Source organism: Actinomadura chokoriensis (assembly GCF_039529475.1).
GTDB lineage: Bacteria > Actinomycetota > Actinomycetes > Streptosporangiales > Streptosporangiaceae > Spirillospora > Spirillospora bangladeshensis.
Genome location: NZ_BAAAMW010000029.1, coordinates 1 through 17,307 on the forward strand (window position 1 = coordinate 1; position 17,307 = coordinate 17,307).

At 68.5% G+C, this 17,307-nt stretch carries 5 protein-coding genes and 1 pseudogene; all 6 read left to right on the top strand.

What is annotated here, in order from left to right; all coding sequences use genetic code 11:
* The first annotated feature begins 179 nt into the window (after window positions 1-179).
* A protein-coding gene (locus ABFX46_RS37675; RefSeq protein WP_346048784.1) for an IS5 family transposase occupies window positions 180-997 on the top strand; the annotation gives its coding sequence in 2 pieces (ribosomal slippage) (window positions 180-527 and window positions 530-997; 816 coding nt in all).
* Between the two features lie 58 nt (window positions 998-1,055).
* Window positions 1,056-1,577: pseudogene (locus ABFX46_RS37680) on the top strand (transposase).
* Between the two features lie 401 nt (window positions 1,578-1,978).
* On the top strand, window positions 1,979-6,568 hold the full coding sequence (pglW, locus tag ABFX46_RS37685) for a BREX system serine/threonine kinase PglW (protein WP_346048785.1): 4,590 nt from the start codon (window positions 1,979-1,981) through the stop codon (window positions 6,566-6,568).
* A gap of 140 nt (window positions 6,569-6,708) precedes the next feature.
* Window positions 6,709-10,305 (top strand): BREX-2 system adenine-specific DNA-methyltransferase PglX, encoded by a 3,597-nt coding sequence (gene pglX / locus ABFX46_RS37690; RefSeq protein ID WP_346048786.1) that lies wholly within the window; start codon window positions 6,709-6,711, stop codon window positions 10,303-10,305.
* Between the two features lie 83 nt (window positions 10,306-10,388).
* Complete coding sequence (pglY, locus tag ABFX46_RS37695; RefSeq protein WP_346048787.1) at window positions 10,389-14,315, top strand: BREX-2 system ATPase PglY; 3,927 nt, start codon at window positions 10,389-10,391, stop codon at window positions 14,313-14,315.
* Window positions 14,315-17,281, top strand: a complete 2,967-nt coding sequence (gene pglZ, locus ABFX46_RS37700) for a BREX-2 system phosphatase PglZ (RefSeq protein WP_346048788.1) — start codon at window positions 14,315-14,317, stop codon at window positions 17,279-17,281. Before pglY ends, pglZ begins: the two co-directional genes overlap by 1 nt.
* The last annotated feature ends 26 nt before the right edge of the window (window positions 17,282-17,307 follow it).

A 17,307-nucleotide genomic window follows, 5' to 3' on the forward strand; every position in this document is an offset into this window, starting at 1 on the left:
AGCCATGATCCGCTGGGCCGCCATCGGCCTCATGACCCGCCGCCTGGCACGGGGTGGGCAGCCCGCCGTCCGCCAAGCCCCACGCCCTCTCGAATACCTATAACGAGACCCTTCTCAAACACGCACTAAGAGCGTGTCTCACGTGGGTTTCGGTAAGTGGTGCGGCATGATCGGGGATCGTGTCGTCGGATCTTGCGCTTCGGTTGGTGCCGGATGAGTTGTGGGCGATCGTCGAGCCGTTGGTCCCGGAGTTCAGGCCGCGTCGGCAGGGTGGCGGGACGGCGCCGGTGGACGATCGGGCGGTGTTCACCGCGATCGTGTACGTGCTGACGAGCGGGTGCGCGTGGCGGCATCTGCCAGGCGAGTTCGGGGTGAAGGTGCCGACGGCGCATCGGCGGTTCACCGCTTGGACGGCCGCGGGGTTGTGGCCGCGGCTGCACCATGCCGTGCTGGACGAACTCGGCGCGCGTGGGCAGGTGGACTGGGCGTCGGCGATCGTGGACGCCGCTGCCGTCCGGGCCAAAAGGGGGGCACGCTGACGGGCCCCAATCCGGTCGATCGGGGTAAGAAGGGCAGCAAACTCCATGTCCTGTCCGATGCCGCCGGGCTGCCGCTGGTGGTGGCGGTATCGGCCGCCAACGTCCACGACAGCCAGGCGCTCAAACCCTTGCTGATGGCGTTACCGCCCATCCGATCGCGGCGCGGACCACGCCGTCGGCGGCCGGCCAAGCTCCGCGCCGACAAGGCGTACAACTCCGCCGAGCATCTGGCCTGGCTGCGCAGACGCGGGGTCGTGCCGCGCATCGCCCGTGCCGGCATCGAGTCCAGCGAGCGACTGGGCCGCCACCGCTGGAAAATCGAACGCACGCTGGCCTGGCTGTTCGGCTATCGGCGCCTGACCGTCCGCTACGAACGCCACGACCACCTGTTCAACGCCTTCCTCGTCCTCGCAGCCGCCATCACCTGCTACAAGAAACTCGCCAAACCTTCCACATGAGACACGCTCTTAGACGTCATCTCATTTGGGTTGGCGCCGGTAGTCTGCGGCCGTGGAGATGGTCGAGCGCCTGGTGCCAGAGGAGTTGTGGGAGCTGTTCCAGCGGGTGGTACCGCCCGCTCCGACGAGGCCGCAGGGCGGTGGTCGGCGCCGGTACGGGGATCGCGAGGTGCTGGCGGCGATCATCTTCGTGGCCACCACTGGTGTACGTGGCAGCAGTTGCCGCCGGTGTTCGGGCCATCGGGCCCGACCGTACACCGGCGCTTCACCGAGTGGACGGCCGCGCGGGTGTGGGCCAAGCGCCGGCGGCGCCCGGCCAAGCTGCACGGCGACAAAGGCTACGACTACGCCGACCTGCGGCGCTGGCTACGCGGGCGGGGCATCACCCCGCGCATCGCACGCCGCGGCATCGAGTCCTCCGACCGGTTGGGGCGGCATCGCTGGGTGGTGGAACGGACAGTGTCCTGGCTGAGCGGCTGCCGCCGGCCTGCACCGCCGCTACGAACACAGCCCCGAACACTTCCTGGCCTTCGTCGGCATCGCCGCCACCCTCATCTGTCACCGCCGACTCGCCAAATGAGATGACATCTAAGGATGGCTACGCCGCACGCGACGTCCTCGAGCATGGGCGCCGTCTGTCGCCGCGGCAGGAGCGCCAACTCCAGGCACTACTCGATTCGTCGGGCCTTGGCCAAGGTTCAATGCCGACGGGCCTTCAAGTGCGGCTGGATGCAGCCGTCGCCACCGTCGAATCGGCACTGACTACGGTTGCGTTCGAGCGGCAGCACTACGCAGACACCAGCCGCCCTGGTCGACGGTCGGCTCGTACCTGCTCCGCCGACCTACCTCACGGCCAGCAGCGGTGAGGCAGGCGTGCCCGGCTGGCGGCCCCTCGTTGTCGGTGGGCGGCTATAGCATCTGTGCTCCGGTGCCCGTCAGGGCGCGGCGGTGAGGCGTAGATCTCGATGGGCGGGTTGAAGGATGCTCGAGGGTCGGTGGACGACGGTCACGGAGTCCCAGTTCGAGCATGAGCGGCGGGGGCTGGACGCGATCCGCGAGCGGCTGCCGGACGGCGGTCCGTGGCATGCCTGGTCGAACTTCACGTTCACCGCCAACACCGGCCACATCCGTGAAGTGGACCTGCTGGTCATCGCCCCCGGCGGGGTCCACATGATCGAGCTGAAGGACTGGCACGGTCGCCTCGCCACTGAGAACGGCACGTGGGTGCAGACGACCCCGTCCGGACGCCGCGTGTCGCACGGCAATCCACTGCACCTGGTGAACCAGAAGGCCAAGGAGCTCGCCGGGCTGTTGACCCAGAACGGCGAGCGCGTCTGGGTGGGTGCGGGTATCTGCTTCACCGACGCAGCGTTGCGGGTCCGGCTGCCGGTGGGCGAGCAGCGCAGCGTCTACACCATCGACGAACTCGCGACGATGCTGCGCCGGCCGCCGAGCGACGAGCGGCGGCGAATCGACGGTCCGCGCGCACGGGCGATCAAGACCGCGTTGGAGCGGGTCGGTATCCGCCGCAGCGAGGCCGAGTTCAAGGTGGGGCCGTACCTGCTGGACCGCAGCGCGTTCGACACCGGTCCGACCTGGGCCGACTACTTCGCCCGGCACAACGACCTGCGGGAGCCGGCGCGGGTGCGGATCTACCTGAGCGAGCGCGGTGCCGACGCGTCCATCCGGCGTTCAGTGGAGAACGCGGCGCGCCGGGAGGCCGCGGTGCTGCAGCGGTTCCGGCATCCGGGGGTCGTCCAGCTCAAGCAGTACGACCCGTCCGGTCATTCCGCCGGCCCCGCGCTGATCTTCGATTACCATCCCGACACGCTCCGGCTGGACGAGTACCTCGTCCGCTACGGCGACAAGCTCGGCATTCTCGACCGCATGGCGCTGGTCCGGCAGCTCGCCGAGACAGTGCGGTCCGCGCATTCCAGCCGGATCCATCACCGCGCCCTGGCCGCGCGTTCTATCCATGTGATTCCTCGTCCGCGCCGCCGCGATGATCCGTCCGGGGACGGGGACGCCCGCTGGCTGTCCCCGATGCTGCAGATCTCCGACTGGCAGATCGCGACCCAGCGGACCGGGTCGGCGGGGGCGACGCGGTTCGCGCCGACGAGGCTGTCGGCGATCCACCTGTCGGACGGTTCCGACGCCTATCTGGCGCCCGAGCTGACGGCGGTCAATCCTGACGCGGTGGCACTCGACGTCTACGGACTCGGTGTCCTGACGTATCTGCTGGCGACCGGCAGGCCTCCGGGCGGCTCGCAGGCGGAGGTGCTGGGGCGGCTGGAAACCGGGGACGGGCTGCGTCCGAGCGGGGTCGTCGACGGCTTGTTGCAGGACATCGACGACCTGGTGCAGGCCGCCACCGCATTCCGGCCGGAGCGGCGGCTGGCGACGGTGGATGAGTTTCTGGAGATGCTGGAGTGCGTCGAGGACGCGCTCACCACCCCGACCGGCAGCACGGATCCCGGCCTCACGCCCGTGGAGCCATCACCGGAAAAGGACCCGCTGGAGGCGGTTCCCGGCGATGTGCTGGCAGGCCGCTGGGAAGTGCGGCGGCGACTTGGCACCGGTTCGACGAGCCGCGCCTTCCTCGTACGCGATCTGAGTGCCGGCGCGGACGGGAAGGTCGGCCGCGTGCCGGTGGTGCTCAAGGTGGCGCTGTCAGACGCACGGGCCGCGATCCTGGTCCGCGAGGCCGAGGTGATGCGGCGGCTGCGCGCCGATTCGCGGGTGATCCGCCTGGTGGAGCCGGAACCGCTGACCATCGGCGGACGTACGGTGCTGGCCTTGGAGTACGTGGGTGATGAGCGCTTCAGCGACGAGCCGCCCGGCACGGTGTCGTCCCGGCACCGCCAGGAGACGGTGGCCCGCGAGCTGCGGGAGCGCGGACGTCTCCAGATCGACCAGTTGGAGGCCTACGGCGACTACCTGTTCGGCGCGGTCGACTTCCTGGAGGGCGAGGGCGTCTGGCACCGCGACATCAAGCCCGACAACATCGCGATCCGGATCCGCCCGAACCGCACCCGCGAACTCGTCCTGATCGACTTCTCGCTGGCCGGGTATCCGGTGCAGGAGGTCGACGCGGGCACCGACGGCTACCTGGACCCGTTCATCGGGGGCCTGACCCGTTCGGTGTACGACGCGCACGCCGAGCGGTATGCGGTCGCGGTCACGCTGCACCAGATGGCGTCCGGAGAGCTGCCCAAGTGGGGTGATGGGAAGGTGGCGCCGCGGCAGCTCGATCCGCAGGAATGGCCGTACCCGAACATCGCCGCCGACGCCTTCGACCCGAACATCCGCGACAGCTTGGTCGCGTTCTTCCGCAAGGCCCTGCACCGGGACGCTGAGAAACGGTTCCCCGAGCTGAAGCCGATGCGGGACGCCTGGAAGAAGATCTTCCTCGACCTCGCCGATCGCACGCCATCCACAATTCCCGGAAGCCGGCACCCGGTCGCCGCGAACGGCAAGGCCGGTGAGGCCGGCATCGCCGACGCGGAGCCGGCGACGGCGGAGCAGGAGCGCGACCGGCTCGCCGCGCAGGCCACCCGCGATACACACCTGTCAGCGGCCGGCCTCACACCGACCGCCGAGTCCTTCCTGTTCGGCCTCGGCGTCACGACCGTCGGCGAGCTGCTGGAGTACAGCCGCCGCAACCTGGTCAACGGCCCCGGACTCGGACCGAAGACCCGGGCCGAGATCCAGAAGCGGCAGCGCGAATGGGCCGAGCGGCTCGGCCGCACCCCGCAGTCCCCGTTGACGCCCGAAGGGCGCAAGGTCGCGGCGGGTGAGCTGAAGGAACTGAAGGAGCGCAGCGTCGCCGAGGCCGCGGTGGCCGATAGGGCGGTGACGAGCGAGCAGGCCGGGGCTCTGGCGGCTGAGGTGCTGCGCGCCGCCAGCCTCGACGCGCTGGCGGCGCTGCTGGTGCCGAAGCTGAAGCCCAACGGGTCAAACCGCAACGAGGTGGAGAGCATGCGGCTGCTGCTGCGGCTCCCCGACGAGGGCGGCACACTGCCAGACGTCCCGCTGTGGCCGACGCAGACGAAAGTGGCCGACGCTGTGGGGATTACGCCTGGCCGGGTCCCGCAGATGCTCCGGGAGCAGCGCAGGCGCTGGCGCCGGGAACCGGTGATGCAGGAGCTGCGCGCGGAAATCCTGGAGCTGCTGGCCGGATTCGGCCGGATCGCCTCCGCGATGGAGCTCGCCGAGGTGCTGACCGTCCGCCGCGGCACCCGCTTCCAGCACCCGGCGCTGCGGCGCGCGATGGGCCTCGCGGCGGTGCGGGCGGTGGTGGAGGCCGAGCAGTTCGTCCCTGAGGAAAGCGCGTTCCGCCACTTCGCGAAGCGAGACGATGACGGGAACGCGACGAACGGCGGCCTGCTGGCGCTGGAGGTCGGCGAGGACGACGGCCCCGACACACCGTCGGCTCCAGGCCTGCAGGACTACGCGTTCCGGCTGGGCCGGGTCGCCGACCGCCTGGCCGGTCTGAGCACGCTACCGACGGCGGGGACGGTCCTCACAGAGCTCGGCGCGATCAGCCCGCCGCCCGGCACGATCGACTGGGACGAGCGCCGCACGGTCGAGGTCGCGGTCGCCGCATCCAAGAACGCCGCCGTCACACCCCGGCTGGAGATCTACCCGCGGGATCTGTCGCTCGTGCGGGCCCTGCGTCTCACCCAGGCGGGTCTGGTCCCGCTGATCGCGGGCGTCCCGGAGGAGTACCAGCCGGGGCTGCCCGCCGGGGAGATCCACGAACGGGTCCTAACCCGCTTCCCCCGCTTCAACGACTCCGGCGACCGGCTGCCCACCGGCGGCGCGCTGACCCGGGCGTTGCAGGAGGCGGGCTTCGACCTCACGCTGTCCGAACGCAAGGACACCCGCACCCACCGTTACCTGCCCACGAACCTGGACCTCGTCTCCAGCTACGTCAGCGGACCGGGCCGCCGCCGCCAGACCCGGAAGGGCGGTGTCACGCGGTATGCCACCGACCCGCAGATGGCGGCGGCCGCCGAGGCCGAGGAACGCCTGGAGGCCTCGGTCCACCGGGACGGCTTCCGGGTGCTGACCGTTCGCGCCGGCCTCACCGAACAGGCCGTAGCGGAACTGTCGGGTCCCCGGTTCGGCGCCGAGCCGCTGTCGGTGACGACCCTGTTCCTGCGGACCCTGCACGACCTCGTCCCACCCGGCACCAAACCGACGTGGGAGACGATTCTGCGCGCTGACGTCGCCGAGCCCGGCAGCAAGGCCGCCGGGAAGTTCAGTGAGTACGCGCGCACCGCGTGGGGCCGCGTGGAGCCGGCCATCCGAGAGCGGATGGCGGCGGGCTCCGGTCCGCTGCTGCTGACCGAGACCGCGGTGTTCGCCCGTTACCAGGCGATGGGTGTGCTGTCGTCGCTGGCGGCCGCGGCGCGCATGGGCGGACGCGGCCTGTGGCTGCTGTGCCCGCAGGGCGACCCGTTCCGCGAGCCGCGCCTGGGCACCACGGCCGTCCCGTACCAGGACGCGCTCGGCGAGTGGATCAAGCTACCGGACCCCTGGGTCACCAACCTGCACCGCGCAGCGTGACCCGGCCGTTCAGGGTTGACACGAACCACTGGCCTGATCAGGACTGACGACCTCGTTCGCACCAGCCGTTTCTGTCAGCGGTCGCCGATACCCTGTGCTCTAACACACCCCTGAGATTCACAGTGGATCGGACGGCCCCCGTGATCGACCGCAAGGCCCTGCTCGCCAACCTGAAGAAGCAGGTCCAGGCACTCGAGAAGGACCTGGCCCAGCAGGTCAAGGAACTCCCCGAGACCAAGGCCCGCTTCGACAGCGAGTACGACCAGGCCTTCAAACTCGGCCGGACCGCCGCCACACGAAGCTCCTGGCTGGACGAACGCATCACGCAGGTCGCGGTGGCGTGGGTGCTCGGCAGCGTCTTCGTCCGCTTCTGCGAAGACAACCGCCTCATCCCCGAGCCCTACCTCGCCGCCCCGGAACCCGACCGCCACGACCTCGCCCGCGTCCGCTACGAGGCATACGTCGAAGCCGACGACGACCCCACCTACCGCGGCTGGCTGGAACACGCCTTCGCCGAACTCGGCGAAGGACAGGCCGGCAGGCTGCTGTTCGACCCGGACCACAACCCGCTGTACCAGATCCCGATCAGCCACGACGCCGCAGGCGCCCTCATCGACTTCTGGAAGACGCGCGACGAGGACGGCACCCTCGTCCACGACTTCACCGACCCCCTGAACGACGATGGCACGCAGGGGTGGGACACCCGCTTCCTCGGCGACCTCTACCAGGACCTCTCGAAGGCAGCGCGAGAGACGTACGCGCTCCTGCAGACCCCCGAGTTCGTCGAGGAATTCATCCTCGACCGCACCATGAACCCCGCGATCCGCGAGTTCGGCTTCGAAGAACTCAAGATGATCGACCCGACCTGCGGCTCGGGCCACTTCGTCCTGGGTGCCTTCCGCCGACTGATCCGCCTCTGGGACGAAAAGAAAGACATTAGCCTCGACGAGCGCGTCCGTAAAGCTCTCGACTCCGTCCACGGCGTGGACATAAACCCGTTCGCCATCGCCATCGCCCGTTTCCGTCTCCTGGTTGCGGCGATGGCCGCCGCCGACATCCGCACTCTGGCCGAGGCCGGGAAGTACGAATGGCCCCTCCACCTCGCCATCGGTGACTCGCTGATCAAGGCACGTCAGCTCGAGCTCACCCTTACCGGCGAACAGACCGGTGACCCCCTGGCCGAGTTCGCCTACGCCACCGAGGACGTCCACGAACATCCGCAAATCCTCCAGCCAGGCCGCTACCACGTCGTTGCCGGAAATCCTCCTTACATCACCGTCGCCGACGATAAACTTAAGCGACTTTATCAAGAGCTATATCGCGAAACTTGCTTCGGATCCTATGCGCTTTCAGTGCCTTTTATACAGCGCTTCTTTGAGCTGGCGCGTCGAAGCAATGGCGAGTCTGGCCATGGACGCGTTGGCCAGATTACAGCCAACTCGTTCATTAAGCGCGAGTTTGGCGCCAGGCTCATTGAAAAGTATTTTGGGAGCAAAGTTGAACTGACTGAGGTGATTGATACTTCTGGCGCATACATTCCGGGTCATGGAACGCCGACGATTATTCTTATTGGAACAACACGCTCAAGCAAGAATCGCTCGCCCCTCGTTCGCACTGTCCGTAGCATCCAAGGCGAGCCCGCTGTACCAACTGACGGTGACGCAGGCCTGGTATGGAACGCCATCGTCGATCAAATCGACAAGGTAGACTCAATAAGCAACTGGGTCTCTTGCGGTGACCTTGACCGCGAACGCTACTTCTCTCGTCAGCCGTGGATCCTAATTGATGACGGCCTCGAAATGGTCGAGAAGATGCAAGAGGCAAGTACAGAGACCCTGGGCGACAAAACATACAGGATCGGATTCTATGGAGATAGTCACGCAGACGAGGCCTTCTTTATTCCAAAGGGCGGCCCGATTTCGCAATATTCACTGGACCTCAGACTAAAGCCGAGTCATCGCGGCGACCAGGTTCGCGACTGGGCTGCTACAGACTTCGATCTCGCGATTTTTCCTTATGACGCCACACATTCCCTTCTCGCAGAGGAGGACTTGTCGGATATATTCAAGCGGCATTTTTGGATCATTCGCACTGCCCTTTGGAAGAGGCGACTCGGTTCAGGTAAAACTTATTCGACCGCCAGAAAGCCATGGTGGGCATGGCATCAACTCCCCAAAGATGAAGTAGCTCATCGATGGACCATATCTTTTGGATTTGTAGTAACCCACAACCATTTCACGCTTGATCGAGATCGGAGAATTTTCAATCGATCTGCTCCGGTGATCAAACTATACGAGTGGGCCACTGAAGAGGACCATCTGCGCCTACTCGGGGCGCTGAACAGCTCCACCGCCTGCTTCTGGCTCAAGATGGTCAGCCAAGCCAAAGGTGGGAGCGGGCTTGGGCGAGGCGTCCAAAGCGAACCCTGGGAAGAGCGTTACGAGTTCACTGGAACAAATCTGGAGGATTTCCCGCTTCCCGAAGATTCTCCCATGGACCTGGCTACCGAATTGGACAGCCTTGCCCAGGAGTCCTCTGCGGCGACACCTCCTGCAATTTTCGCTTCCGCTACTCCCAATCTCCCAATCCTTCGGGAGAAGAAGTCTGTATGGGAGTCGATCCGGGCGCGGATGATTGCCTTGCAGGAGGAGTTGGACTGGCAGGTTTACTCGATCTACGGGCTTCACCCGGAGGATCTGCGCGCGCCCGAGAACGATGTGCCGAAGCTTGCTCTCGGTGAGCGGGCGTTCGAGATCGTGCTCGCACGTCGGGTCGCCAAGGGTGAGGCGTCCGATGAGTGGTTCAAGCGGCATGGGTCCACGCCGATCACGGAGATTCCGGCGCACTGGCCGGAGTCCTACAAGACGGTCGTGCAGAAGCGGATCGATGCGATCGAGACGTCGCGGGCGATCAGGATGATCGAGCTTCCCGAGTACAAGCGGCGGTGGGCGACCGAGGGGTGGGACGCGCTGCAGGAGAAGGCGCTGCGGTCCTGGCTTCTCGACCGGATCGAGAACCGCGAGTACTGGTTCGACGCGAACGGGGCCCCGGTGATCGTGTCGCTGTCGCGGCTGATCAGCATGCTTGCGCAGGACGAGGACTTCGTGTCGGTGGCGGGCATCTACCGGCCCCGGGAAGAGCTCGCGAAGGTCGTGGCCGGTCTCATGGGCGACGAGCATGTCCCGTTCCTGCCGCAATTGCGGTACAAGCAGTCCGGGCTCAAGAAGCGTGCCAGCTGGGAAGAAGTCTGGGACAAGCAGCGGCAGGAGGACGCCGCGTCGGACGAGATGGCCAAGCGGAAGATCCGGGACTCGATCCCCACGCCGCCGAAGTACACCTCGGCCGATTTCCTGAAGCCGTCGTACTGGCGGGCGCGCGGCAAGCTGGATGTGCCTAAGGAGCGGTTCATCTCGTATCCGACTGCGCTCGGGGTGCAGCCGGAGCTGTTCGGCTGGGCCGGGTGGGACCACCGGGAGCAGGCACTGGCGCTCGCGACGTACTTCACCGGCCAGTCGATGACGCGCGAGGAGATCACGCCGTTCCTGGCGGGTCTGCTGGAGCTCCAGCCGTGGCTGAACCAGTGGCACGATGACTTCGACCCGGCGTACAGCGGTTCCCCGGCCGCGTACTTCGACGGCTACCGGCAGCAGGTCAGGGACGAGCACGGCTTGACTGACGACGATCTGCGCGCCTGGCGGCCGGAGGCCCCGCGGCGGGGCCGCAGGGCCAAGCAGTAGTCGCCCGTCCAGGCGAACCACGTCCGGGCGACAGACGCAGGACCGGGCAGTACCGGCAACGGCGGAAAGGCAGGGAAGAACAGATGGCACAGCGGCCGCCGCTGCTCCGCGACCTCATCCCGATCAAGGAGTCGATCTCCACCTCGGACTATGTGCTGAGCCTCGCCGAGGCCACCACGCCCGAGGGGGCCGAGCGCGCCCTCGACAGTTATGTGCTGACCGAGCGGCTGCGGGACAACTTCATCGAGGCCCTTGGCCTGATCAAGGCTGCGGTGGACGGGCACACCTCCAAGGCCGCCTACCTGCACGGCTCGTTCGGTTCCGGTAAGTCGCACTTCATGGCGGTGCTGTATGCGCTGCTGTCGCGCAATCAGAAGGTGTGGGGCAACCGCGACTTCGACAACGTCCTGACGCGGCACGAGTGGATCCAGAACGACGGCAAGAAGTTCCTGCTGGTGCCGTACCACATGCTGGGGGCGCGGTCACTTGAGCAGCGCGTCCTGGGCCGGTACGTCGAGTACGTCAAGAAGCTGCATCCGGACGCGCCCGTGCCGCAGGTGTACAAGACCGACGCGCTGTTCGACGACATCCGCGGGCTGCTCACCACGATGGGCACCGACGCCGTTCTGCGCGGCCTCAGCGGGGACGGTGGCGGCACCGATGAGGAGGAAGACGACTGGGGCGAGTCCTTCGGGTGGTCGGCGGAACTGCTCGACCAGGCCCTGGCCGCGCCCGAATCGCATGAGGAGGGCGTCTCACTCGACCTGGTGAATCCTTCGACGCCTGCGGAACTGCGGGCCAAGCTCGTCCAGGACGCCTCGACCCGCCTGCTGCCCGGCTTCGCCAGGAACGCCGCCGAGGACGAGCACGGCTTCATCTCCCTCGACGCCGGCCTTTCTGTGATCGCCGAGCACGCCAAGTCGCTCGGCTACGACGGGCTGATCCTGTTCCTGGACGAGTTGGTGCTGTGGCTGGCGACCCTGATCCACGACAGCAGGCTCGTCGCCCGCGAGGCCGGGAAGATCACCAATTTCGTGGAGGGGGGTGACGCGCGGCGCGCTATCCCTATCGTGTCGTTCATCGCCCGCCAGCGCGACCTGCGCGAGCTGGTCGGCGAGGAGGTGTCGGGGGCGGCCGAGGCCGCCATCCAGGACACCCTCAACCTGGCGTCCGGCCGCTTCGACAAGATCACGTTGGAGGACCGGAACCTGCCGCAGATCGCGCACGCGCGGCTGCTCACCCCCATTGGCGGTCCGGGCAGTTCTGCCGCGCAACAGATCAACGCGGAATTCGAGAAGACCAAGAGGCTCGGTCCGGGCATCTGGGACACCCTGCTCGGCTCCGACAAGAGCACCACCGGCGCCGACGAGGAGTCGTTCCGGCTGACGTATCCGTTCTCGCCGGCGTTCATGGACACGCTCGTGCACATCTCCTCGGCGCTGCAGCGGTCGCGGACCGGTCTGAAGCTGATGGGCGAGCTGCTGGCGGCCAACCGCGACCATCTGCGGCTCGGTGACCTGATCGCGGTCGGCGACCTGTATCCGGTGATCGCCGCCGGGGGCGACAAGCCGTTCGTCGACGACCTGAAGGTGGTGTTCGCCGCCGCCGACAAGCTCTACAAGACCAAGCTGCGCCCGTTCCTGCTGGACACCCATGATGTCGCCGAGGAGGACGTCCAGCGGTACCTGCGCGACCCCGACGGGGTTGCCGACCAGCGGCTCGCGCAGCGGTGCCGGTCGTTCGTCGGCGACAACCGGCTGATCTGCACGCTGCTGCTGTCGGCGCTCGCACCGAGCGTGCCCGCGCTGCACGACCTGACGTTCCGGCGGCTCGCCGCGCTCAACCACGGGTCGGTGTCCACGCCGATCCCGGGCAGCGAGGACGGCATTATCCGCAGCAAGGTCCAGGCGTGGGCCGCGCAGTTCCCCGAGATCAAGATGGTCGGCACCGGCGCCGCCCAAGGCGTCCGGCTGGAGCTGGCGGGGGTGGACGTCGACTCCGTTATCGCCAATGCCCGTGTCAACAACAACCCCGGCAACCGGGCCGCGTTGGCGCGCCGCCTGTTGACCGATGAGATGGGCATCGAGCGCACCGAAGGCCGGATCGGAGGCGCCGACGAACTGAACCTGGTCTGGAAGGGTTCGCAGCGCACCCTGGAGGTGGTGTTCGGCAACGTTGCCGACGAGGACCAGCTGCCCGATCACGACCTGGTGCCGCAGATCGACGGCCACTGGCGGATCGTGATCGACCTGCCGTTCGACGACAGCAACTACGGGCCCGTCGAGGACGTCAACCGCGTCCAGAAGCTCCGCGAGAAGGCGGGCGAGGCGCCCCGGACCCTCGCCTGGCTGCCCACGCACCTGTCCGCGCAGCGCTACGAAGACTTCCAGAAACTGGTCATCATCGACCGGGCGCTCGCCGACGACCAGCGGTTCGAGATCCAGTACGCCGGCCACCTCAACGCCGACAACCGCGACCGGGCCAAGCAGCTGCTGGAGAACCAGCACGAGGCGCTGCTCCAGCAGGTCAAGGACGCGTTCCGGCAGGCGTACGGGCTGAAGAGCAAGGACGCCGCGCACGTCCAGCTCGGCTTCGACCAGCATTTCCACCCGCTTCCCGACGGCCTTGAGCTGAAGGTGCAGTTCGGGCAGTCGATGCACGCCGCGGTCCGGCACATCGCGGGCCGGCTGCTCGAAGCGCAGTTCCCGCTGCGTCCCGACCTCGACCCGGCCGGCACCGGCACCGCGGTCAAGCCGTCGGAGGCCAGGACTGTCTTCGGCTACGTGCGGGCCGCGGCCGAGGCACGCGACCGACAGGCGGAGATCCCCGCCAAGGACCGCAAGCTGATGGCGCGGCTGGTGGAACCGCTGGGGCTCGGCACGCAGCGGGAGGCGTACTTCCGGCTGTCGCACGAGTGGTCCGACCACTTCATGCAGCAGGCCAAAAAGGACGGCGTCACCGGCGACCTCACCCTGATCCAGCTGATGGACTGGATCGACCGGCCGCAGCCGCGCGGGCTGGACCCGTTCCTGGCCCACCTGATCGTCGCGTCCTTCGCCGAGATGAACGACCGGGTCTGGGTGCGCGGCGGCGTCCCCCTCACCCCGCCGCCGGAGCTACACCAGATCAAGGACGGCGACGCGCTGCGCGCCCAGCCGCTACCGAGCGAGCAGGACTGGCAGGAGGCGTCCGACCGCTTCGCGGCGATCTTCGGCCGGCCCGCGCCGACGCTGCGACGCGGCCGGATGGTGGAGCATTTCGCACGGCAGATCACCGATCAGGCCGGCCTGTACCGCACCGCCGCCGAGGATCTCCTGCGGCAGTTGGAAGAGCACGCCGCCTTCCTCGGCCTAGACGAGACCGACGACGGCGGGCGGCTCCAGATCGCCCGCTGCTCGGTGGAACTGCTGAAGGAGCTGCAGTCGGCCGGGCAACGGGTCTCGGGTGCCAAGAAGACCGTCGAGACGTTCGCCCGGTTCGATCTGCACGGGGTGACGCCCGACCGGTACGGGACGTCCATCACGCGTGCGGGCGTCGTCGCCGAGGCACTCGCCGGGGCTGCCTGGGACGTCATCCGCCTCGCCGAGGGGCAGGGAGCCGAAGGCGAAGCCCTGCTGGAATCGCTTCGCGGCAAGGCCCGCGTCGACCAGCGGACCGCCGACCTCGTCGACGCCCTCAAAAAGGCCCGGACGGATGTCACCAAGCTGCTGCAGCGCACCCCGCCCCCTCCGCCGCCGGGTCCGGAGCCGGGGCAGGGGCCGGGGCCGCAGCCAGGGCCTGGCCCCGAGCCCGGCCCGGGCAAGCCTGAGGACGTCGACCTCGGAACCGAAACCAGCGACCCCCGCATCACCGGCGACGACGGGCAGAAGAAGACCGGCGCCGGAAACGGCGCGCCGCGGGCCGGTAGGAGGCGCACGGCTGCGTCCCGCGCGGCGAACGAGCTGCGTGACGAACTCGCCAAGCTGCCCGCCGACGCTACTGTCGAGATCACCTGGCAGGTCGTCGACTGATGTCCGCCACCACCACTGCAAGCTCCACTGGTAGTGCAGGCGCCACCGGCAGCGGCGCGATGCGGCTCACCGTGGCGGCCGTCACGCAGTATTTGGCCGCGCGCAAGAGCCTGAACGACAACCCCAAGCGGCGGGTCGTGCTGCTGCGCGCCGTTCCTGTGTGGGACGGGCCGGCCGAATTGTCGTGGGGCAGCGGGCAGCAGGCGCGGATCGTTCCCGCGCCCTCGCCGCTAGCAATCCACGAACTGGTTCTGAACCATTTCGCGCCGGGCGCAGAAGGCCCGGACCTTCTCGTGGTGCTGACCGACCGGGAGGAGCATGAGCTCGACCCCGCCATCCTCGCCCGCGTCCTTCGCCAGCGCGTCGAAATCGTCGACAACTGGAACCTGGTGCTGGAGACGTTCGGCGCGAAGGACCGCGATCCTCGGCTGAGCGAGGAGGGGTGGGCGGCCGAAGCGCTGCTGGACGCCGCCCCGCCCGGCGGCTGGCCCAGGCTAGCGGGCGGCACCCTGGACCGCCGCAAGGCGCTGTCACTGCTGGCGCAGCGGCGGCTGCGGATCGGCCGCTACGCCGCCGAAACGCCGCAGGTCGGCTCCGGTACCGCTCCGGCATCCGACGGTGTCGACGTCCGGCTGCTGCTGCGCTGGTCGCTCGATCCGGGCGGGCCGGAGCGGCTGCGGGCTCTGCGCGGCGCGGAACGCCGAGGGCTCACTGCCTTCCTCGGCGAGCCGGAACAGACAGGGGCGCCTGGTCGGATCCTGTTCGCGCTCGTCGAAGCCGACCACGGTGCCGACGCCGTCCAGTTCGGGCTGCTGTGTGCCGTCCTGTGGCTTGACGCGCCCAACGACACCGACACCTATCGCGCACGCGGACGGATCGAACGCTGGCTGGGCGACCCGCCACCTGCCACCGGGGAGGCCCTGGACGCCCTGCTGACCGCGTTCGGCCGGTCCTGCCAGAGGTTCGTCCATGCCCTGCTCCGCACCGGCGCCACCGGCGACCGAGAGACCGGGCGGGAAGCCAGGCGAGCCACGGACCGGATCCTTGGCCGTGCCTCGGAACTGTCCCGGCAGTTCGGCATCGAAGCGCAGGCCAGGCACAGCAGCGTGCTGCGCGAAGGACTGGACGAACGGCTCACCGGCCTCGGCCACGCGCTACTGGGAGACGATGTCGACGCGATCCGGTCGCAGTTGGATCGCGTCAAAGAACACGAGCTAGCCGAGACCCGCGATGCGGTGGTGCGGGTCGAACGGGCCTCGATGGCGGCGCGACTCGTCCGCTGGCTCGCCACCGAGCCGGACGCGGACGTGGCGACGGTCGCGGCGGGCATCGACCGGCACATGGCCGAGACCGGCTGGGTCGACCAGGCCCTCGACCACATCGAAGCCGGCGGCGACTCCGACCCGGTGCTCACAGCCGCTTATGACCGCACTGGCGAGCGGGTGCGCGAGGCCCGTCGGCGAATCGACCGTTCCTTCGCGCAAGCACTGGCGACCTGGACGGCCGCGGGCACCGATCCCGGCTGGATGCTGACCGTGGAGACGTTCCTGCCCCGGATCGTCAAACCGGTGGTGACGGGCAAGTCGCCGCGCCGCGTGCTGCTGCTGGTGCTGGACGGCATGAGCACCGCGATCGCGGCCGAGCTCGCCGAGGAGTTGCGGCGCGACTGGGCCGAATACGATCCGCTCCCGGACTCCTCCGGCGCGGCGCCCCGGCGGCGGGCCATGGCGGCCGCTCTGCCCACCGTGACCGCCGTTTCCCGGACGTCGCTGTTCGCCGCGGACCTGATGAAGGGCGGGCAGGCCGACGAGAAACGGCTGTTTCCCCAGCACCGGTTCTGGGGGAACGCCAAGGCCGCCGTGTTCCACAAGGACGACCTGCGCGGGCAGACCGCCGGAGCCCCGTTCGGCGAGGCGCTGAACGACGCCCTCGCCGACGACGGCACCCACATCGCGGTCGTGTTGAACACCATCGACGACCGTCTCGCCAAGGAGCACCGCCTCGGCGACGCCACCTGGCGCCTCGAGCACATCAGCGCGCTGCGTGAACTGCTGCGGGAGGCCGCCGAGCGAGGCATGGCGGTCCTGCTCACCAGTGACCACGGGCATGTCATCGAGCGCCGTGGAACCAAGGTCGACGGCGCCGGCGTCGCGTCCGCGCGGCACCGGCTGCCCGGAGACCCGCTCGCGGACGGCGAGGTGGCGCTGTCGGGGCCGCGCGTCGTACAGGACGTGCCGGTCGGGGAGATCGTCGCGCTGTGGGACCGCGACCTGCGTTACACCGCGCAGCACGCCGGCTACCACGGCGGCGCGGCGCTCGCCGAGGTCGCGATCCCCATTCTGGCGTTCCTGCCATTCCGGGCCGCACCACCGAAGGGGTGGCGGGAGCTCGGCGACCAGCACCCCGCCTGGTGGCGGCTGGAACACGAACAGCTCGAGACCGAAGGCGCTGACCGGACCGCGCAGGAATCGTCCGAGCCCGCCACGCAAACCGAGCAGTCCGCGCAGGCCGCACCGGCTCCGGCGCCGGTCACGGTGAAGGAATCGGTCGACGCTCTGTTCGAGTTGGAGACGGAGCAGAACGACGTCCCGGAGACGCAGGCCGCCCCCTCCGACGAACCGATTTCGGCTCCGAAGCCCGCACCGGCGCGTACCGACCTCGCGGCCGCGCTGGTGGCGTCGGAGATCTTCCAGGAGCAGTTGAGCCTGGTGGCGCGCAGACCGCCCCTCGACAAGATCGAGGCCGCGGTGCGAGCACTGCTGGAGTCCGGCGGCACGCTGCCCATCACCGCCCTCGCACAGCGCGCCGGATACCCCGCGGCCCGCGCCGACGGTTTCGCCGCCGTGCTCGGCCAGGTGCTCAACTACGACGGCGTCCAGGTGTTGGAGACCCTGCCCGACGGGCGCACGCTGCGGCTCAACCCCCTTCTGTTGCGCGAGCAGTTCAACGTGCGGCGCGACGGGTGATGGTGAGGTGATGGGACACTGGTGGG